16 protein-coding genes and 3 pseudogenes are annotated in these 21,064 nt (G+C 45.7%); 11 read left to right on the top strand and 8 right to left on the bottom strand.

From position 1 onward, the window contains the following. Positions 1-15: 15 nt before the first annotated feature. Positions 16-615, top strand: a complete 600-nt coding sequence (locus tag DWX57_RS12555) for a hypothetical protein (RefSeq protein ID WP_120124527.1) — start codon at positions 16-18, stop codon at positions 613-615. After that, positions 612-2,729, top strand: a complete 2,118-nt coding sequence (locus tag DWX57_RS12550; protein WP_120124525.1) for a YhgE/Pip domain-containing protein — start codon at positions 612-614, stop codon at positions 2,727-2,729. Before DWX57_RS12555 ends, DWX57_RS12550 begins: the two co-directional genes overlap by 4 nt. Before the next feature lie 192 nt (positions 2,730-2,921). Here DWX57_RS12550 and trpS read toward each other — a convergent pair whose 3' ends face one another. The 8 genes from trpS to DWX57_RS12510 form a co-directional block, all read right to left on the bottom strand. Next, positions 2,922-3,983: a tryptophan--tRNA ligase gene (gene trpS / locus DWX57_RS12545; RefSeq protein WP_015533736.1), complete on the bottom strand. Its 1,062-nt coding sequence runs from the start codon at positions 3,981-3,983 to the stop codon at positions 2,922-2,924. A gap of 95 nt (positions 3,984-4,078) precedes the next feature. Then, positions 4,079-5,053, bottom strand: a complete 975-nt coding sequence (locus DWX57_RS12540) for an ATP-dependent 6-phosphofructokinase (protein WP_015533735.1) — start codon at positions 5,051-5,053, stop codon at positions 4,079-4,081. A gap of 11 nt (positions 5,054-5,064) precedes the next feature. Beyond that, positions 5,065-5,964, bottom strand: coding sequence for a serine O-acetyltransferase (locus DWX57_RS12535; RefSeq protein ID WP_004849988.1), 900 nt, complete (start codon positions 5,962-5,964; stop codon positions 5,065-5,067). Between the two features lie 241 nt (positions 5,965-6,205). Next, positions 6,206-6,529, bottom strand: coding sequence for a branched-chain amino acid transporter permease (locus DWX57_RS12530; RefSeq protein ID WP_120124522.1), 324 nt, complete (start codon positions 6,527-6,529; stop codon positions 6,206-6,208). Between the two features lie 9 nt (positions 6,530-6,538). Beyond that, complete coding sequence (locus tag DWX57_RS12525) at positions 6,539-7,210, bottom strand: AzlC family ABC transporter permease (RefSeq protein WP_242992695.1); 672 nt, start codon at positions 7,208-7,210, stop codon at positions 6,539-6,541. A gap of 208 nt (positions 7,211-7,418) precedes the next feature. Beyond that, positions 7,419-8,750 carry an MATE family efflux transporter gene (locus DWX57_RS12520; protein WP_120124520.1) on the bottom strand — a complete coding sequence of 444 codons (1,332 nt, stop codon included), beginning with the start codon at positions 8,748-8,750 and terminating at the stop codon, positions 7,419-7,421. Between the two features lie 128 nt (positions 8,751-8,878). Continuing rightward, positions 8,879-10,543 (bottom strand): GGDEF domain-containing protein, encoded by a 1,665-nt coding sequence (locus tag DWX57_RS12515; protein ID WP_055146619.1) that lies wholly within the window; start codon positions 10,541-10,543, stop codon positions 8,879-8,881. A gap of 127 nt (positions 10,544-10,670) precedes the next feature. Continuing rightward, complete coding sequence (locus DWX57_RS12510) at positions 10,671-11,546, bottom strand: LysR family transcriptional regulator (RefSeq protein WP_120124517.1); 876 nt, start codon at positions 11,544-11,546, stop codon at positions 10,671-10,673. Between the two features lie 257 nt (positions 11,547-11,803). On the opposite strand from DWX57_RS12510, the pseudogene DWX57_RS12505 reads away from it, so the two are divergent. The 9 genes and pseudogenes from DWX57_RS12505 to mobV form a co-directional block, all read left to right on the top strand. Then, positions 11,804-12,214, top strand: a pseudogene (locus DWX57_RS12505) (DUF6198 family protein); the annotation flags it as partial. 53 nt (positions 12,215-12,267) lie between these two features. Beyond that, positions 12,268-12,642: a TnpV protein gene (locus DWX57_RS12500; RefSeq protein WP_001129922.1), complete on the top strand. Its 375-nt coding sequence runs from the start codon at positions 12,268-12,270 to the stop codon at positions 12,640-12,642. A 366-nt stretch (positions 12,643-13,008) separates the two neighbouring features. Continuing rightward, positions 13,009-14,928: a tetracycline resistance ribosomal protection protein Tet(O) gene (tet(O), locus tag DWX57_RS12495; protein WP_120124514.1), complete on the top strand. Its 1,920-nt coding sequence runs from the start codon at positions 13,009-13,011 to the stop codon at positions 14,926-14,928. Between the two features lie 50 nt (positions 14,929-14,978). Continuing rightward, on the top strand, positions 14,979-16,199 hold the full coding sequence (tet(40), locus tag DWX57_RS12490; protein WP_109215034.1) for a tetracycline efflux MFS transporter Tet(40): 1,221 nt from the start codon (positions 14,979-14,981) through the stop codon (positions 16,197-16,199). A gap of 599 nt (positions 16,200-16,798) precedes the next feature. Beyond that, positions 16,799-17,308 carry a sigma-70 family RNA polymerase sigma factor gene (locus DWX57_RS12480; RefSeq protein ID WP_002596252.1) on the top strand — a complete coding sequence of 170 codons (510 nt, stop codon included), beginning with the start codon at positions 16,799-16,801 and terminating at the stop codon, positions 17,306-17,308. 95 nt (positions 17,309-17,403) lie between these two features. Next, positions 17,404-17,835, top strand: a complete 432-nt coding sequence (locus DWX57_RS12475; protein ID WP_002596253.1) for a sigma-70 family RNA polymerase sigma factor — start codon at positions 17,404-17,406, stop codon at positions 17,833-17,835. A 76-nt stretch (positions 17,836-17,911) separates the two neighbouring features. Beyond that, positions 17,912-18,386 (top strand): annotated as a pseudogene (locus DWX57_RS12470) (RNA polymerase sigma factor). A gap of 154 nt (positions 18,387-18,540) precedes the next feature. Further along, positions 18,541-19,573: pseudogene (locus tag DWX57_RS12465) on the top strand (AAA family ATPase). Positions 19,574-20,090: 517 nt separating this feature from the next. Further along, on the top strand, positions 20,091-21,056 hold the full coding sequence (gene mobV / locus DWX57_RS12460; protein WP_001820668.1) for a MobV family relaxase: 966 nt from the start codon (positions 20,091-20,093) through the stop codon (positions 21,054-21,056). Positions 21,057-21,064: the final 8 nt, after the last annotated feature.

Genomic DNA, 21,064 nt, shown 5'->3' with positions numbered 1-21,064 from the left:
TAAGGAGGAACACCCATGAACGAAGATACAAATTCAAATACAACCAGCACAGAGTCATCTGACATAAAATCCCAGGTGCTTGCATTCAGAGACAATGCCCATGCAGAAAATGTAAAAAAGCTGAAGGCGGGTATTAAGTGTATATTCACTGTTCCCGCATGCTTCCTTATCCTGCTCTTTCTGACCGGCAGCTCCAAGATCATATTTCTTGTTCTGTGGATCGCCAGCCTGTTCATAATCGCGGCGTATCTGATACATGTGGAATACTCGGATTACAAGGTACAGGAGATGGTTAACTCGCTTCAGGATACGGAAGATAATATTGACGGTCTCATCGACATCAACAGCATATATACAAAAGTCGCCGCCCCTAAGAAGAAACTGGACAACATAATCACAAATGTAAAAACAGACATCCAGACACAGATCACTGCCGTGCAGGACAAGGTGGTCGAGATGGCTGAGTCTGTGCAGATGGATGAGCAGAATAATACAGGGCAGCCGGATGAGTTGGTTGACTCAGTTCAGCCAGTTGAGCAGGATGACACGGTTTCATCGACCGAGCAGAATGCGGCCACAGAAAACACAGAAGCTGACAAGGAGGAATTATCATGAAAAACATTTGGCGTGTATACATATCTGATCTGCGCAGGATCACCACAAATGTTGTCGCACTGTCCATAGTCATGGGTCTGTGTATAATCCCTTCTCTGTATGCGTGGTTCAACATCCTGTCAAACTGGGATCCGTATGGAGAGTCCGCCACCTCACTCATGAAGATCTCCGTCTACTCTGAGGATGAGGGAATCGAGATGAGCGGAATAAATCTGACCATCGGAGATATGGTGATCGAAAGTCTTGAAAACAACAACACTATCGACTGGACATTTGCCGATAATAAAGATGAGGCACTTGAACTCATCGCCAGCGGGGAATGTTATGCCGGAATAATCATACCAAAGGACTTCACGGCGAACATGCTCAGTATACTAAATGGCAACATCGTCAATCCAAATATCGAATACTACGAGAACAGCAAGAAGAACGCCATTGCCACCAAGATAACCGGCAAGGTCAAGACGACCGTCCAGAACGAGATAAACACCAAGATCATAAGCACGCTGACCGAGGTATTTGCAAATGCCGGAGATTTCATTTCTGGAAATAACATAGACGGTTCAGACCTCGTTGCCGGTCTTGAGAGCAAGCTGGTACAGATCTCATCCACGCTTGACAATTACGTCTATATGCTGAATACATTCTCACTGCTCACAGAGTCTGCATCAGATGCCATCGATACCACTCAACTTCTGTTTCCAAGCATAGACAGCATGGCACAGAGTGGCTCAAGCAGTCTTGGAAATCTGAGTGACAGCGCAGGCATAAGCAGCGACGTTGCAGACACCTCGATATCACTGCTGAACACAGGTCTCGACATGATCTCTGACAGGCTCGCAGAGCTTGATAAAACCGTGGACAGCCTCTCAAGGACCCACGATATCGGATCAGTGTCAATCGAAACTGACCTCAACGGTTCTCTAGGCACTAATGTTCTGGACACCATAAACCGATTGATCGAAGCCCAGTCACCTATAGTATCAGATGCCAAACTTCAGTTTGAAAATCTGAACGAAGACTTAGCAAAGCTTGTATCCGACACAAGCCTGTCGGACGAAGAATTTGCATCACTGAAAAAAGCGGTATCGTCCGACATAAAGAAGTGTACAAATGACATTGCTTCGGTGAAGGATCTCATAAATAACGAGCTTTCACCTGAGCTGAAATCTTCGTTAGAGAATATCCAGTCATCGCTAACTCAGGCGCAGAATGTACTGGCAAATGTTCCGGGAAACTTCAACGACATCAGCAAATCCCTGACCGAGTATCAGGACATTCTGAAGGATGGAACCTCAGACATAGCAGGAACGATCAAATGTCTGAAGGATCTCAAGGACAGCATAGACAAGATCAAAACCGACATACAGACGATCACGTCTAACAGCAGCTATCAGGATTTCATAAATGCCATAAAGGATAATCCTCAGGTGATCGTGAATTTCATCGCATCACCGGTACAGATGAACACAGTTGCTGTATATGAGATATCAAACTATGGATCAGCCATGGCACCATTCTACACAGTCCTTGCCCTGTGGGTCGGTGCTCTCATACTTGTGGCGCTCATACACGTTAAGGTCAAGGACAATGAGGAGCTTGAGGGTGTGAAGCCTTACCAGAAGTTCTTCGGAAGGTATCTGAACTTCTTCGTCATCGGACAGGTTCAGACCATCATAACCGTGATGGGTGATCTGTTCTACGTGGGAATACAGTGCAGGCACCCGATAGCATTTACTCTGGCCGCCATGATGACGAGCTTTGTATTTACATTCCTTATCTACTCTCTAACCGCAGCATTTGGCAATATCGGTGAGGCCATCGCCGTGATCATCATGGTCATTCAGGTTGCGGGAGCAGGTGGAACCTTCCCTGTGGAAGTGCTCCCATCAGTGTACCAGTACCTGTACAAATTCATGCCGTTCTCATACTGCATGAACGCCCTCAGGGAATGTGTCGCCGGAATGTATCAGCACACCTACGGCAAATGTCTTGCCACCCTGCTGATATATGTTGCGATATCCGCGGTCATCGGACTGCTGCTCGCCAAGCCTTGTGCAAAGCTTCTTGACAAGCTTGAGCACAGCAAGGAGAAATCCGGATTGTTTATATAATTAACGCCTCAGGTAGTATCCGTATGAAGCCGTTGTGGTGAGGTTGTAGCACAAAAATATCTCTAAAATGATTATTTGCATGAAAAAAAGGATAAAATTCCCTTGCTTTGTCCCAAATATCACTTTTCAGGACATTTGACGAGAATTTTATCCTCTTTTCATATATAATTCAGCTAAAAGTTATATTATTTCTTACTTGAACAGATTGTCGTTCTCGAAGTAATCTATCTTCATCGCACGGCGCACATCTGCAAGTGTCTCTGCTGCCTTTGCTCTGGCAACCTCGCTGCCACTCTTTAAGATGTCATATACATCCTGTGGTCTCTTCTCCCACATCTGACGACGCTCTCTGATAGGCGCAAGCTCAGCCTGAAGAACATTGTTCAGGAACTTCTTGACCTTTACATCACCGAGGCCACCTCTGGTGTAGTGCTCCTTGAGCTCATCCATACCACTGTAGTCTGGAAGGAACTCCTCAAAGTACTCTGGCTTGCTGAATGCATCAAGATATGTAAATACTGAATTGCCCTCGATCTGACCAGGATCCTCTACACGGATGTGGTTTGGATCTGTGTACATGGACATAACCTTCTTCTTGATATCTGCAGGATCCTCTGACAGGTAGATACAGTTTCCAAGTGACTTACTCATCTTGGCCTTACCATCTGTACCTGGAAGTCTTAGACATGCCTCATTGTCAGGAAGAACGATCTTTGGATCAACAAGTGTCTCACCGTATACCGAATTGAACTTGTGAACGATCTCCTTACACTGCTCGATCATAGGCATCTGATCCTCTCCAACAGGAACCTCTGTGGCCTTGAATGCTGTGATATCTGCAGCCTGGCTGATAGGATAACAGAAGAATCCAACAGGGATACTTGCCTCGAAGTTTCTCATCTTGATCTCTGCCTTAACGGTAGGATTTCTCTGGACTCTTGCCACTGTTACAAGGTTCATATAGTAGAATGTGAGCTCTGTGAGCTCTGGTACCATTGACTGGATGAATATAGTAGACTTCTCTGGATCTATGCCACAGGCAAGATAATCCAAAGCAACCTGCATAATATTCTGTCTGACCTTCTCAGGATGCTCTGCGTTGTCTGTAAGCGCCTGCGCATCAGCCACCATGATGTAAATCTCATCATACTTTCCTGAATTCTGAAGATCGACTCTTCTCTTAAGTGATCCTACATAATGTCCCACATGAAGACGGCCCGTAGGACGGTCGCCTGTTAATATTACCTGTTTCATAACCTTCTCCTTTATATTGTATCTTTTATACCTGTCATTTATATATCTCTTTATAATCAGTCAGCTTATTTTTTACCCACTGCCAGCCTCACCGATTACTCGGCCAGCAGCTTACTCAGCTCATACTGGAAGGAATCGATCTGATTGTTCTGTATATCAATTGCCTCTTTTATATCATAGTCTATAAGTATATCGTTCTTGATAGCTATCATACGATTTGCCTTGTTCTTCTTGAGTACATCAACGGCATACGCACCCATGAGTGAGCCATACATCCTGTCCTTTGCCGTTGGCTGTCCGCCTCTCTGTATATAGCCAAGCACCGATACCCTCGACTCTATACCAGTCTTATCAAGAATCATCTGTGCAAGCTCTGGAGCATCTGTAACACCCTCGGCCACAACCACCAGATAGCTGTTCCTTCCGTCAGCATGCTTTGCCTTTATCGTATCTATGATACTGTCATAGTCACCATCCCATTTTTCAGGAATTATGATGGCATCAGCTGATGTCGCCATGCCTGCCCAGAGCGCTATATAGCCTCTCTTTCGTCCCATGACCTCCACGACGCTGCATCGTCCGTGGGAAACCGATGAATCTCTTATCCTGTCAATGGCCTCCATGGCTGTATTCGCCGCTGTGTCAAATCCCAGCGTATACTCAGAACATGCAACATCTCTGTCTATTGTTCCAGGGATGCAGATGGTATTGATACCCTCATTCTGAAATGCTATGGCTCCACGGAGTGTTCCATCCCCACCGATGGCAACAAGCGCATCTATATCGTGATCTCTCAGATTCTTTGCCGCCTGCTCGCGGTATTCTTTCTGAAGGAATCTCTCGCTTCTGCTGGTGAAAAGTATCGTTCCACCCTGATTGTTTATGTTCCTGACGTCCGCCAGGCCGAGCGGCTGTGTCTCCCAGTCGATAAGTCCCTCGTAACCACGCATCACTCCGACTATCTCTATTCCACTGTTGATGGCCGATACAACCACAGCCCTAACAGCTGAATTCATGCCCGGAGCATCTCCTCCGCTGGTCAGAACCGCTATCTTTCGTATGTCACTCATTTGTATGTCCTCTAATTATTTTTATACTGAAGCTCCTGCTTCTTGGCAGTAACCCTTGTATCCTTCTCTACTGAGTTGGTGATAAATGTATTACCACCCACAACAACGTTGTCCTCGATGATAGTCTCGCCTCCAAGGATGGACGCGCCTGAATAGATGGTTACATTGTCACCGATGGTTGGATGCCTCTTGGCCCCCTTGAGCTTCTGACCTCCCTGTGTAGAGAGTCCTCCAAGTGTCACGCCCTGATATATCTTCACATGCTCGCCGATAATAGTCGTCTCGCCGATAACGATTCCCGTACCATGGTCAATAAAGAAATACTTTCCTATGGTGGCGCCCGGATGAATATCTATTCCGGTCACGCTGTGGGCGTGCTCAGTCATGATCCTTGGTATCATCGGCACATCCAGCAGACAAAGCTCATGTGCCATACGGTATACAGATATGGCATACAGTCCAGGGTATGAAAGTATGACCTCATCCTTGCTGCCCGCAGCAGGATCTCCGTCAAATGCCGCCTGGATATCAGTCTCAAGATAGTCTCTTATCTGAGGTATCTTATCCATGAATTCATATGTTATATCCATCGCCTTATCCTCAAGCTCAGCATCTGTGAGCTCAGGAAACTTTTTGCAATACCTGAGAACTATCATGATCTGTTTCTTCAGATGGAATATTACATCCTCTATGATAACAGACATGTTATTCTTCAAGCTGTATATCTTATACAGCTTGTCGCTGTAATAACCCGGATACAGAATCTTCATGAGTTTGTCGATCACATCGATAATGGCTGTCTTATCCGGCTCGTTGCACAGATCCGTCTTGTTGATGGCTCTGTCATCGCCGAAATCATCCAGTATCCTCTGCACGATCCCCTCAATTCTCTGTTTATCTGATCTATCCATTACTTATTCAGATCCTTTCTAATAATATCTCCCAATATCACCTGCCCAGACAAAATCTGCCGCGATGATATCTTCATATTATAATATGTGCTTAAGTCGATAAACACACAGCTATTCTAACAAATTATGCACGTTCATTCAATAGTGGGATTATGCGTACAAATTATCCGCAATCCGATTGCAGAGATTACTGCTAAAAACAGTGGTTCAGAGGAATGGAATTTTTCCACTCATCTTTTTCTCATACCAGACGCAGCATCACCATATAACTCACAGTCCCCAGCAGGATACTCAGAAGCGTATTGTGTCTCCATTTATATGTCCCGCCTGTCACCAGGACGCCAACGAGACTTGGTATTCCAGTTGCCACCGGAGCCGTCACCGTCCCCTTCATACAGTACACTATGAGCACCGCCATGATGGTCGCCGGAAGCACCTTCCCAAGCTTTACCATCATCTCAGGCATCTGCCTTTTCCCACCAAATATGACGAATGGAAGTGCCCTCAGTGCAAATGTTACAACTGCCGACACCGCAATTCCTATTAATATGTATCTTGTATTCATAGCATATTCCTACTTTCTCCTCGTATTCCACACCACCAGCACCGCTGACGCTATGATCAGTGACGGCAAAAGAAAATACTGCGGTCCAACTACCAGCAGACACACTGCCGCTATCACAATTCCCGCAATCGCCGGGATATGGCTCTCCGCCTTCTCCCACTGATTGATAAATATGATGACAAACAGCGCCGTCATACAGAAATCAATCCCCGTCATATCAAACGGAATGATCTGCCCCAGGATTCCCCCGGCAACCGCACCGACCATCCAGTAACACCTCGACAAAAAAGCCACCCAGAACATGATGCTCTGTTTCTCCTTACCGGTGTCCGGCAGAGTGCAGTTCACAGCATAAGTCTCATCCGTCATTGTATGTATCATATATAATTTCCGCTTTCCCATACGGTTGAATTCATCCACAAATGTCAGTGCATAGAAGCTCTGCCTGCTATTCATCAAAAATGCAGTGAGCGCCATAGTGAGTATGGATGCTCCGCTTGAAAGCAACGTCACAAGCACAAACTGGTACGCTCCTGTGTACACCGTCAGGCTGACCAGCAGTGAATAATACCATTTGAATCCGGCATTCTCCATCATGATCCCATATGCCATGCTGACGAACAAATAGCTGCACATGATAGGGATTGATTTGACAAATGCTTTTCTGAATATATTTCCCACGATTTTTCCTTTCTCTAAAGTCAGCGCGGCGGTCTCCAAATTCACTTATTACAATAGCTCTAAATCAGCACAGCACAAACTTGGGGCTTATTGCCACGCAGACAAAACAGCCATAATTATCCTACTATTTCTATAGGATAACCACGATCATTCTAACATACTGCATATTATTGGGCAATGCCGCCATCTCATTCAAAGGTATAAATTCTCATCTCACAGCCCCTCTATATATAAACACCGCACACACAGCCGTTATAAGCTCTGCTACCCAGAACGCATTCCACACACCAGCAGGTCCGAAACCACAAAGTCTTGAAAGTATCCATGCAGCCGGGATTATGACAACCACATATCTGAGCAGGGATATGAGCAGGGACGGAGTTCCCTTCCCCAACCCCTCAAGTGCCCCCGATGCAGTTACCGACACAGCCGACACTACAAATCCGGCGCATATGATGCGCAGTGCTGTTCCACCTGCATTTATTGTAGACACATTCTCTGTGAACATACCTATAAGCCTTTCCGGGATGAGTAGGCACACAACTGTTCCAGCCAGCATGATTCCAACATTTAATGCAAGCGTTATGGTGAATATCTTCTTCACTCTTGCATGCTCTCCGGCACCATAGTTATATCCTATGATAGGGCGCATTCCCTGAATGATTCCATTTGCCGGCATATACAGGAAGGTCTGAAGCTTGTAGTACACGCCCAGGATCATGACATAAGTTGCCGAATACATGCTGAGTATGGCGTTGAGTGCGCTTGTGAGCAGAGAAGGCAGTGCCATATTGAGTATAGCAGGTATGCCTATGGCATACAGCTTCTTCACCATCAGACCGCCCTCATGCAAATGCCTTATGCCGAACTTCACATTTATCGGTCTTCCAAAGTACACAATAAAATAAATGATCAGTGTAAACACCTGTCCCAGGCCAGTTGCCAGTGCAGCGCCTTCTATACCCATTTCAGGAAATGGTCCCACACCGAATATCAGCAGCGGATCAAGCACTATATTCACAATGCAGCCGCCCATCAGTCCAACCATTGTAACTATCATGCGTCCAACCGACTGGAACACCTTCTCAAATGCAAGATCAACCGAAATAATTATAGAAAATCCAAATACAATGTCTGCATAACGACAGCCAAGGTCAAGGACGTCTCCACTTGCCTTGAAGGCTCTGAGAAACGATGGAATGATGGCAATACACACGACTGTCATCACTATTCCCTGTATAACAGCAAGAAACATCCCCCAACTAGCTGCACGATCTGCCCGCTCATTGTCCTTGGCTCCAAGATATATGGCTATCACCGCGTTTATTCCAACACCAAATCCGATCGCCACAGCATTTACAAAATTCTGCAGCGGAAATACATACGAAAGTGCTGTCATCGCATCCTCACTTATCTTCGCCACAAAGAAACTGTCAACTATATTGTACAAAGCATTCACCATCATCGATATAACCATAGGCAGTGCCATGGACATCAAAAGTGGGAACACCGGCTTTTCTTTCATAAAATTCTCGTTCATAAAACCTCCGTCCCCGGATGGCATAAATAAAGCCCCACAACCTTGCGGTTGTGGGGCGAAAAGATGACCTGATCCGGAAAAATCCACCAACTTGTTTTCGTTAAAATTATTATGTATGATTTTATACTTCAACCAGCATATATGTCAAGATCCTGTACGACCACAAAGTAGCCTCTGTCACCATCCTCTTCCACTGGGATAGCATGTATAAGGCTTGCACCCCCATGGTTGTTTGCACAGCTGACTGACAAAACCCCTCTGAGGAAATTTTCTGTCTGATATTCCGTATTGCCGCCTGTGTAACTCTCCATGCGCTCACGGCTGAGAAAATCTCTGACTATTTTTCTTGACCGATCCGAGTCAAACCGGTTACTTATCAATCCAATTACTTCATCGTAGTTATTCGCACAAGATACAGCATTGTTCAGTTCAGAATCGCCTTTTATAACACGGTATTTATCGTTCTCATAATTAACATATATAATATCAGTATACATATATGCGATCCTTGCCTCTACCCTGGATTGAGCCTTTTTTATATCAGACTCTATCTTGTCAAGTACGGTCACTCTGTCCGTACCATCCCTGTTGATGCTGTGGATCACGCTGACATTCTTGCCCTTCTTTTTTGCTTCATACAGCGCAGTGTCCGCGACATTCATACACTCTTCTGTGCTGAATCCTGAACCATTTATCTGACATATACCAGCACTGCAATGGACATTCTGCCCTCTCTCCATTGTCTTGCGCTGAAGTTTTCTGGCAAATCTTATCACCTTTGACTCCAGAACAGATATATCCGATAAGCCCTTGTGAAGCACAACATACTCGTCTCCACCATACCTGCAGGCAACGTCCTCTTCATAGCAGTCACTCCGGAGAAACTTTGCCACCTTCTCAATCCAGTAATCACCAACTGCGTGACCATATGTATCATTTACACTCTTGAAATCATCTATATCCACAAATACAAGAGAAGCACTATCTTCGTCAGTCATGTTATCTATATACTCTCTTATCCTCTGCATTCCGGCTGTCTTGTTGTACATGCCGGTCAGAAGATCATGCTCAGCCTCGTACTTTGTACGCTCAACCTCCTGTCTGGATCTCGCAAGTGATCTGTCCATCTCGACCATATCAACTGCAAACATGATCTGTGTAGAAGCAACCACAGATATTGTCTGGAATGAAATCCCATAATAGAATATGACAACAACCGTGGATATACATGGCAGGATAAAATACAAAACACTTGACCAGAAAACTCTTTTTTCCAGTCTTTTTTTATACTGCAAAAGTATCGAAAAACTTAGAACAAGTCCTGCTGCTGCAATAAGCTGCGACAACAGATAACCGCTGCTCCTGTTATAGAAGTTGTTATCATCTATATAATAGAACAGCTTGTCACTGAACTGGGATATAATGAGCAGGACTATCCCAGCAGCACTCAGAACTACCACGCCCCTTGCTTTCGCTGGCATCTTCGTCTCTCCTCTGTTGAGAATGACAAGAAGATAAAACGTAAACAGAGTCATATATAAATAGTTGATAAAGAACACGGCAAAATTGCTTATCTTCAGCATGTAATAGGCTGTCTGTCCTGTTTTTCCCTGATAATACCATGACAACATATCTGCAGCCAGCAGGATGATACATGCAGCCTCCATACATAGACTCACATTCTTTTTATCTCTATTATTATTCTTCTGAAGGAATATAACCACAAATGCAAACAGACAAATTAGTATTCCCCACATTTCAAATGCTATATTAAATACAGCAGTCCTATCCACTAACTATGCGCCCCCTTATATTTCATTGGCGATTCATCGTGATAATTGTACAACTTGATTTGTGCAACATTTTTCAAAAATTTACAGGTTTACATGAGAATCATTCTATATATCGTTCTTTCATTTGTCAATTGCAAGATAACACATATTTATGGAATTTTGTCGCCGCAGGAGACATATATGTCCGGCTGTCATGAACAACATAGTAAAGCCTGTCAACCGGCTGATGTTTTATACTAAGAACCTTCACATCAAGCCTTTTGAGCATATCCATGTAAGGGACTACCGCTATTCCAAACCCTGCTGCCACAAGTCCGGCTATGACCTCATCCTCCTCCGTTTCGCATGCTATCTCAGGAGCTTTGCCAAGCCCTTCAAACATCTCATCCACAAGACTTCTCATTCCAGATTCCTTCGAAAAATATACATGTTTATACCCAAGTGTATCCTCAACTGTCACCGAATCCCTGTCTGCCAAAGGGTGTCCCGACGGTGCTATGACAACAAGATCCTGTCTGCCAACTGGAATGGCGGAAAATCCCATCGTCTCAGGCGGTCTCGAACAGAAAACCATGTCATATTTTCTAGCCGCAAGATCATCAAGCAGCTGTCCTGTGGTTCCTGTGTGAAATGTAAATGACACATTTCTGTTTTCAGCTTTCTTCAAATACTCCGCTGCCAGACGCGGTACAAATTCCATTCCAAGAGGTCTTATGAGACCAAGCCGTATCACGCCATCCCCGGCAGCCTCCTTTTGTATGGACTCTACCCCCGCATCAAGAGTGCCAAGCGAACGCTCTGCACATGCAAGGAGTTCTCTGCCAAATGCAGTGAGCTCCGTATTGCGCCCATTCTTTTCAAAAAGCATTACCCCAAGTTCTTCCTCAAGCTGGGATATTGCGTGACTGAGGCTTGGCTGCGTTATATTCAGATTTCTGGCTGCATTTGTGTAATGCTGAACATGGGCCAGTTCAACAAAATATCTAATATATGACAGGTTCACTTATAACTCCCCCTTTTCATTATTTATACATGATCCTATTCATATTTTAATACAATCCGAATATTTTTTATAGACAAAATCTATCAAACCATAAAAACTATTTATTTGTTATGTGGTGTTGTCGGTGCTACAATCAAAAACCGCAGGGATATACATATATGAAGTCTTATACAATTAAAGCTTCCCTGATGCTGGGGAAATCAAAGGCTATGTTATAAAACACATTATATAAAGAAAGAAATGAGGAAAAGCAGAAAATGAATACTCAATCAGGAAATGCACATCTGCATAACATGTGGGGCGAAATTGCCCTGATAACAGCAGTCACCATCAACAGTTTCGGAGTGGTTCTCATGCTCTATTCTGCAGCAGGAATATCGGCAATATCCAGCGTGCCATACGCATTCTCGCTGGTTCTTCCAAGACTGACTCTCGGAACCTGGACATACATATTTCAGGGCGTACTTATTCTCACTCTCATGATCATGCGAAGGAAATTTGTCCCCCAGTACCTGTGCAGTTTCATAGTTGGTTTCGTATTTGGCAAGATGCTGGATATCCATGAGATGTGGATCGGGGCTTTGCCAACTGCCCTCCCATGGAGAATCCTTTACTTTGTGATAAGTTACATTTTGATATGTATCGGAATCGCACTGTCCAACAGATGTAGGACGGATTTTGCGGACATTCAAAATAAAAAAGAATGTGGAGGTAACAGACAATGGCAAAATCATTATTTGAGGAACTGGGCGGCAAATACGAAAGGCAAGGGGATTATTTGATACCGTGCTTAACTGTACCCGCCGAAGAAGAACAGGCAATAGGCATCTGGGGGCAACGGCATTTAGATTATCTAAAACAGTACCGTAAAGTTACATACACCAATCTTCTTACAAGCGGCAGGCTAAACGCCTACCTTGCCGACATCAACAGACAGGCACAGGAACGCTTTGAAAGGCTCATAGAGGGTATGAAACAGGCACAGGGCATAACGGAACAGCTAAAGGCAGAAAACGCCTTAGAATGGACAGGATGCCTCAATAACATAAGGGCTTGTGCGAGGGAGATTGTGGAAAAGGAAATTATTTTTGCATAAACAGATGATTAGTGGCAGGGGGAAATCCTGCCGCTTTTTCTGCTTTAGTTTGTCAGCTTGACAAATAAAGGGTTAAGGAATATAATTAGATTCAGTATTATACAAGGAGTTAATAAATATGCGGCAAGGTATTCTTAAATAAACTGTCAATTTGATAGTGGGAACAAAAAGTAGCAGTCCCGTTTCACTTTTAATATGGGGCTTAGTTTTTTGTACCCAGTTTAAGAATACTTTTATCATGTAATTTTATATGCCCGAAAACATATAAGTGTTTTGGGGCTATTGGAGTTATTTACCCAGTGATAGGAGTATTTATCACTGGGTATTTTTATGCCCTTTTTTGGGTGTTGATAGGAGGAAAATCACATGAAAATAATTAACTTAGGCATTCTGGCTCACGTTGACGCAGGAAAGACAACATTAACGGAAAGTTTATTATATACCAGTGGTGCAATTGCAGAACTAGGGAGCGTAGATGAAGGCACAACAAGGACAGATACAATGAATTTGGAGCGTCAAAGGGGAATCACTATCCAGACAGCAGTGACATCTTTTCAGTGGGAGGATGTAAAAGTCAACATTATAGATACGCCAGGCCATATGGATTTTTTGGCGGAAGTATACCGTTCTTTATCCGTTTTAGACGGAGCAGTATTATTAGTTTCTGCAAAGGATGGCATACAGGCACAGACCCGTATACTGTTTCATGCACTACAGACAATGAAGATTCCGACAATCTTTTTCATCAATAAAATTGACCAAGAGGGGATTGATTTGCCAATGGTATATCGGGAAATGAAAGCAAAGCTTTCTTCGGAAATTATAGTGAAGCAAAAGGTTGGGCAGCATCCCCATATAAATGTAACGGACAATGACGATATGGAACAGTGGGATGCGGTAATTATGGGAAACGATGAACTATTAGAGAAATATATGTCAGGGAAACCGTTTAAAATGTCAGAACTGGAACAGGAAGAAAACAGGAGATTCCAAAACGGAACGTTATTTCCCGTTTATCACGGAAGCGCTAAAAACAATCTGGGGATTCGGCAGCTTATAGAAGTGATTGCCAGTAAATTTTATTCATCAACGCCTGAAGGTCAATCTGAATTATGCGGGCAGGTTTTTAAGATTGAATATTCAGAGAAAAGGCGGCGTTTTGTTTATGTGCGTATATATAGCGGAACATTGCATTTGAGGGATGTTATTAGAATATCTGAAAAAGAGAAAATAAAAATCACAGAGATGTGTGTTCCGACAAACGGTGAATTATATCCATCCGATACAGCCTGCTCTGGTGATATTGTAATTTTACCAAATGATGTTTTGCAGCTAAACAGTATTTTGGGGAACGAAATGCTGTTGCCGCAGAGAAAATTTATTGAAAATCCTCTCCCTATGCTCCAAACAACGATTGCAGTAAAGAAACCTGAACAGCGGGAAATATTGCTTGGGGCACTTACAGAAATTTCAGATGGCGACCCTCTTTTAAAATATTATGTGGATACTACAACGCATGAGATTATACTTTCTTTTTTGGGGAAAGTGCAGATGGAAGTCATTTGTGCCATCCTTGAGGAAAAATATCATGTGGAGGCAGAAATAAAAGAGCCTACTGTTATATATATGGAAAGACCGCTTAGAAAAGCAGAATATACCATCCACATAGAAGTCCCGCCAAATCCTTTCTGGGCTTCTGTCGGGTTGTCCATAGAGCCGCTCCCTATTGGAAGCGGAGTGCAGTATGAAAGCAGAGTTTCACTTGGATATTTAAATCAATCGTTCCAAAATGCGGTTATGGAGGGGGTTCTTTATGGCTGCGAGCAGGGGCTGTATGGATGGAAAGTGACAGACTGTAAAATCTGTTTTGAATATGGATTGTATTATAGTCCTGTAAGTACCCCCGCAGACTTTCGGCTGCTTTCCCCTATCGTATTGGAGCAGGCTTTAAAAAAAGCAGGGACAGAACTATTAGAGCCATATCTCCACTTTGAAATTTATGCACCGCAGGAATATCTCTCACGGGCGTATCATGATGCTCCAAGGTATTGTGCAGATATTGTAAGTACTCAGATAAAGAATGACGAGGTCATTCTGAAAGGAGAAATCCCTGCTAGATGTATTCAAGAATACAGGAACGATTTAACTTATTTCACAAATGGGCAGGGAGTCTGCTTGACAGAGTTAAAAGGATACCAGCCAGCTATTGGTAAATTTATTTGCCAACCCCGCCGCCCGAATAGCCGTATAGATAAGGTTCGGCATATGTTCCACAAGTTAGCTTAACAGCTTGCAAAAGTCATATAAAATGAGATTTGAAAGGAGAATGTAACTTCATGTTTGCTAAAAATTCAAAGGCATATTCTGTCTACCTGCTGTTCCGATTTGTCTGTTCCCTGGCGGTTTCTATGTCCACAGTGCTTTCCATCGTGTACCACCTGGAGGTGGTGCAGCTGGATGCTTTCCAGCTTGTCCTGGTAGGGACGGTTCAGGAGACCTCCTGCTTTCTGTTCGAGATGCCCACCGGTGTGGTGGCGGATTTGTATAGCCGTCGGCGCTCGGTGCTGATTGGAATGTTCCTCTACGGCCTGGGCTTTCTGATGGAGGGTGCGCTACCGTGGTTCGCGCCGGTTCTGCTGGCCCAGGTTGTCTGGGGTTGCGGTGATACCTTCATCACCGGCGCTCTGGAGGCGTGGATTGCCTCGGAGGAAGAGGACAAACCCATAGACAAGGTGTTCCTGCGGGGCAGTCAAATGGGGCAAATCGGCGGCGTTCTGGGCGTGGTGCTGGGCACACTGCTGGGAAACATAAACCTGCAAATGCCTCTCATCTTGGGGGGCAGTTTGTGCTTGTTGTTGGGGCTGGTGATGGTTCGCATCATGCCAGAAACCAACTTCTCCCCTGCTATTGAGGAACGGCAGGGCTTGCTTAAAGACTTTGTCTGCCTGTTCAAGCTCAACCTGGGCTTTGTGAAAGGCGCACCTGTGTTGCTGGCGCTCTTAGCAATCACACTATGCGGGGGACTTGCCAGTGAAGGCTTTGACCGGCTCTCCACCGCTCATTTTCTGGATGACACGGTAATACCCGTTATCGGGCCGCTGAACAGCGTCACTTGGTTCGGTGTTATCAGTCTTATCGGCAACGGCTTAGGTATTCTGGCTTCTCAGTTGCTCATCGCCCGCATGGAGAAAAAAGGGACTGTCAGCCGAACCAGTGTGGTCATGTCCACCAGCGCCGGGTATATCCTGTTCCTGGTTCTCTTCGCGGTGGGGCGGAGCTTTTGGTTCATGTTGTTGGTGTTCCTGCTGGCGGGGCTTATGCGCACCATCAAGGAGCCTGTGCTGGCCGCCTGGATGAACGACCAAGTGGATGAGAAAATGCGCGCCACAGTCTTTTCCACCAGCGGACAGCTGGACTCTTTCGGGCAGATCATCGGCGGGCCTATTGTGGGGCTGGTAGCCCAGCAGGTGTCCATACCCTGGGGGCTGGTCTGTACCGCTTTCCTGCTGTTGCCCGCGCTGTTCTTAGTGCCGGTGGCGGGAAAGAAGCGGGATTGATATGGCATAGTTAAGTTTACTGACGAGCGGGAGATTACTTCCGCTCGTCTTCATTTAGTAGCGCAAAATTTGAGGACTCTTTATTTCCTTATTCGGTATAGCGGAGGCGGCTGTCAATTCGACATAATTTTCTTGTGATACTTTACCGTACATGAGCATTTGTTTCGTATTTGAAAGAACAAACTCACCAAATAAAAAAAACGATATTCGGGTGGGTTATTTTGTTATACCCTAAATTACCCTCTGAATTTGTTTTTAAATTTGGAGGGATTTTTTTATGTCCTTTTTTCGGGCAGTTATCTATCTGCTCATACGAAGCAAAATTTATCAATACATAGCATATCAGAGAACGGCAGGAAACCAGTTAAAAAAATTTCTGCCTATGCAACGGCACTTCCTGCCTTGAATGTAGAAGTACAATCTCCATACAACAGAATTAATATTTCCCATAACCGTAAAGGTCATAGAGCCTTTGCGGTTTTTCTTTTGTCGATTTTTGTTGGAAAGTGCCATAGGGCTATTAGTGGTGTTAGGTGTCGTTCGCCACCTCTCCATCTGGATTTTGAACATTTCAAAAATTCAGATGGGAGGTACTTACAGTGAAATACGCACCGAGAAAGGTATATATCAAGGAAAGCGGCAGATATGTGGAACTGTCCTATACGGATTTCTGCCGCCGCAGGGAATCCGACCAGACCTATATGGACAAGCTGTTTATCCCCATTCAAGGCTGTCTGCTTGAAGTCGTGAGGGAGCAATACACGGACTTCTACCGAGATAAGGAACGGTGGCGTTATCTGAAAAAATTAGATACGAAGAACAGCCTGCTTTCTCTGGATGGATTTACGGACAGCGAGGGGAAGCCTTTAGACTTTATCGCTGATGAAGCGGCAGACATTGCGGAAACCGTTGTCAATGCGGTTATGGTGGACAGGCTGAAAGCCGCCCTGCCTTTGCTGTCGGATAGTGAACAGGAATTGATACAGGCAATCTTTTTTGACGGACTTTCTGAGCGTGAAGTCGGGGCGAGGTTCGGCATAACCCAGAGCGTTGTGAACAAACGCAAAGCCAGAATCCTAAGAAAACTAAGAAAGATAATAGAAAATTAAAATTTAAGGCGTTCAGCCCCCTTGTTTTTTCCTTTGGGAAAATGAGGGGGTTTTTCTCTGCCCTCTCAATCAATTCTGATTGGAGGAAAAGAAGCATGGCATATAACCACGGACGGGAGGACAGGAAATGGCGTATCTGGAAAGAAGCGGAGGAAAAGCTGCTGCGTGAGTGCGGCGTTGATGAAGCGACCATTGAGCAGATACGCATTGCGGACAGGGCAGACTTCAATTCCAACAGGCGGTTTTACCGATGGACGAATGACATTGCGGAATACCTTGAGGACATGGCAGACAGGGAGCGGCAGACGGAAGTGGGTACGGTTGCGGAGTTACTGGACGAGATTGAGAGCGAAAATCTCTATCAAGTATTAGTCGCGGTGGACGGGCGTACCTTGAAAATCGTCCTGCTGAAAATGCAGGGGTATTCCACAAAGGAGATTGCCCCGCTCGTGCATTTGACGACTGGTGCCATCTATGCGAGGTTAGACCATCTGCGGAAGAAGCTACGAAAATTTTATAGCGTCTAAAACAGCCTGCCGTCCTGCGGGCTACTGGGTGAGGGATGGAAATCCCCTCACTTATTTTTTGCAGGAGGCAAGCGGGATGGCATACAGAGTTAAGGCGTACACGCTTCGGGAGGAATCCACGGAAAGCGGCACAAGGTATTTTATCAGCTTTAAGGACGGGCAGGGCAAATCCCACGAGTTGGAAGTGTCGGAACAGTTCTTTATGGAGTTTCGGCAGATGGAGCGCAGGAACAGGAATCTTTTCTAATGGGACGAGCGGCACAGGGAGTTTAACGAGGTATGGGACGAAACCCTTTACAGACGGGCGTTGCGTGTGCCTAAGAGCCTTGATGAACGCATGGTTGAGGAAGAACGGAATGAAACGCTCTATAAGGCGGTTGGGAGCCTTCCAGAGATACAAAGGCGGCGTTTCCTGCTCTACTACGAGTATGAGTTCAATTTTTACCAAATCGCCGCTATGGAGCATTGCACCGCTTCGGCAATACAGAAATCTGTTGCGATTGCAAAGGAGAAAGTAAAGGCGGAAATTGAAGAAATATCTCCAACCGTGACCGACACCGCCCGAAAAAGAAATCTGTTTTTTATTTGTGTGGGATTGGCGGCATTACATACTCTCACTTTTTTCCGTGGGAGTAAATCTATTTTTAAGGAGGTCAACGCCTATGTGCAACGAAAACAAAGACACCGCCCGAAAGGAGGAAAGCCATGCAGAAGTTACAGACAGTCAACGCCGAAACGCTCCTTTATGAACCGCTTGAGAAACCATCCTTTGTGGTGGACAGCCTTATCCCGACAGGCTTATCGCTGTTCTGCGGCTCACAGAAGATAGGCAAAAGCTGGCTCATGCTGAAGCTATGCTTATGCGTGTCGCAGGGAATCCCTTTATGGGATATGCCGACAATGGAGGGCGATGTGCTTTACCTCTGCCTTGAGGACACGTTCTGCCGCATACAGGACAGGTTATTTCGTTTGACGGACGAAGCAAGCGGGCGGCTCCACTTTGCCGTGGCAAGCTGCAAGCTGTCAGACGGTCTTATCGTGCAGCTTGAAGATTATCTGAAAGATTACCCAGACAGCAGGCTCATTGTCATTGATACCTTGCAGAAAGTCCGTACAGCTTCAAAAGACAATGCCTATGCAAGCGACTATGGGGACATCTCCCTCATCAAAGACTTTGCCGACAGGCACTCTCTGGCGGTCATTGTCGTACACCACATCCGAAAGCAGAATGACAGCGACGTGTTCAACAAGGTGTCTGGGACGACAGGATTAACGGGGAGTGCGGACGCTACCTTTGTTCTGGAAAAGGAGAAACGTGCGTCTGACACCGCCAAGCTGTATGTGACGGGCAGGGACACGCCTTATCAGGAATACACGCTGCGTTTCCGTGATTGCCGTTGGGAGCTTGTGGAGCGGAAAACGCAGGAGCAGCTTGCGAAAGAAACGATACCAGATGTCCTTTTTCGGTTGGTGGATTTTATGAGGGATAAGGAAGAATGGATAGGCACGGCAACGGAACTGTTAGCCGCTATGGGGGAAACGGAAACCATACCCACGGTGATTACGAAATGGCTGAATGAATACCGCACCACATTTTTAAGCGAGAACCGTATCTGCTACCAGTACAGCCGCAGGAAAGACGGCAGGCGGATTGCCCTTGCAAGGAGGGCGGGTGACAGCGGTGATGGTGGTGACAGCGATATTAGGATACCCCCCTGTTACTGTCATTGACGCTTAAAGCCATGTAAAGCTGGCGGCTCTGCCCTGCGGGTGACAGCAGTGACGGTGGTGACAGTGATTTTAGGATACCCTGCCGCTGTCATCCCTACGGGAGAACACCCCGTAAACGCAAAATGCAGGCGTGAGATTTACTCGCCCTTTTCGGTCGTGTAAAACCACCCCTGCGGTCAGAAAAATCATTCCGATTTTTCCGACTGCGTTTACAGGGTGTAACACACTACACTTTGCCCTGCAAAGTCGTGTGCCAGACGTTCCCTCTGGACTCCCTTAAGGCAGGGCTGTGCCCTGCTATCCTACGCCTTACGGCTTCGGATAAAAGAATGGCGGCATGACGGTGACGGCTCTTGCGAGGGGGGTATCCCAAAAACACCGTCATCATCGACATGACCGTCATGCAGGGGGTGAGGGTGACAGTTGCGGCAGTCGGCAGGGGGTATCCCAAAACTGCTGTCACCACCGTCACCGCTGTCACCCCAAAGGACGGTCACCCGCCGAAAGAAAGGAGGAATCCGCCTATGCCTTATGCAATCCTGCGTTTCCAGAAACGAAAAGCGGGCGGCGTTGCGGCTTGTGAACGCCACAACGAGCGGAAGAAAGAAGCCTACAAAAGCAACCCAGATATAGATATGGAACGCTCTAAAAACAATTACCATCTCATAGCACCACCAAAGTACACCTACAAGAAAGAGATTAACCGCATGGTAGCCGAAGCGGGGTGCAGGACAAGGAAAGACAGCGTGATGATGGTGGAAACGCTCATCACAGCTTCACCAGAATTTATGAACCAGTTACCGCCCGAAGAACAAAAAGCGTATTTCCAGACGGCTCTTGACTTCATTTCGGAGCGTGTTGGAAAGCAGAATATCCTCTCCGCTGTCGTCCATATGGACGAGAGAACGCCCCATATGCACCTCTGCTTTGTGCCGATTACGCCAGACAATAAGCTGTCAGCGAAAGCTATCTTAGGCAACCAGAAATCATTATCCGAGTGGCAGACCGCCTACCATGAGCGGATGTCCTCACGGTGGAATCAGCTTGAACGGGGGCAGTCCTCAATGGAAACCAAGCGGAAACACGTCCCCACATGGCTCTATAAATTAGGCGGCAGGCTTGATAAACAGTATGAAGAAATCGTGTCTGCCCTATCCGACATCAACGCCTTTAACGCAGGGAAGAAAAGGGATAAAGCGTTAGATTTACTCTCTGCATGGCTGCCAGACGTGGAGAAATTCTCTAAGGAAATCGGGAAACAGCAGGCGTATATCGACAGTTTGAAAGAGAGAATTGGGCAGGAATCAGACTATGCGGGGCGTATGCGTGATGAAAAGTACGAGCAGGAACTAAAGGTGCAGAAAGCGAATCAGAAGATATTTGAATTGCAGAGAACCAACGAGCAGATGGGGCGGCTGCTGTCAAAAATACCGCCCGAAGTGTTGGAAGAATTGCAGAAAAATCATAGAAGCAGAGCGAAAGAAAGGTAGATATGTGA

The sequence above is a fragment of the Coprococcus sp. AF19-8AC genome (assembly GCF_003603115.1).
Taxonomy (GTDB): Bacteria; Bacillota; Clostridia; order Lachnospirales; family Lachnospiraceae; genus Coprococcus; species Coprococcus aceti.
Note: the sequence above shows the minus strand (reverse complement) of the source record. Positions and strands in the feature narration are given on the sequence as shown.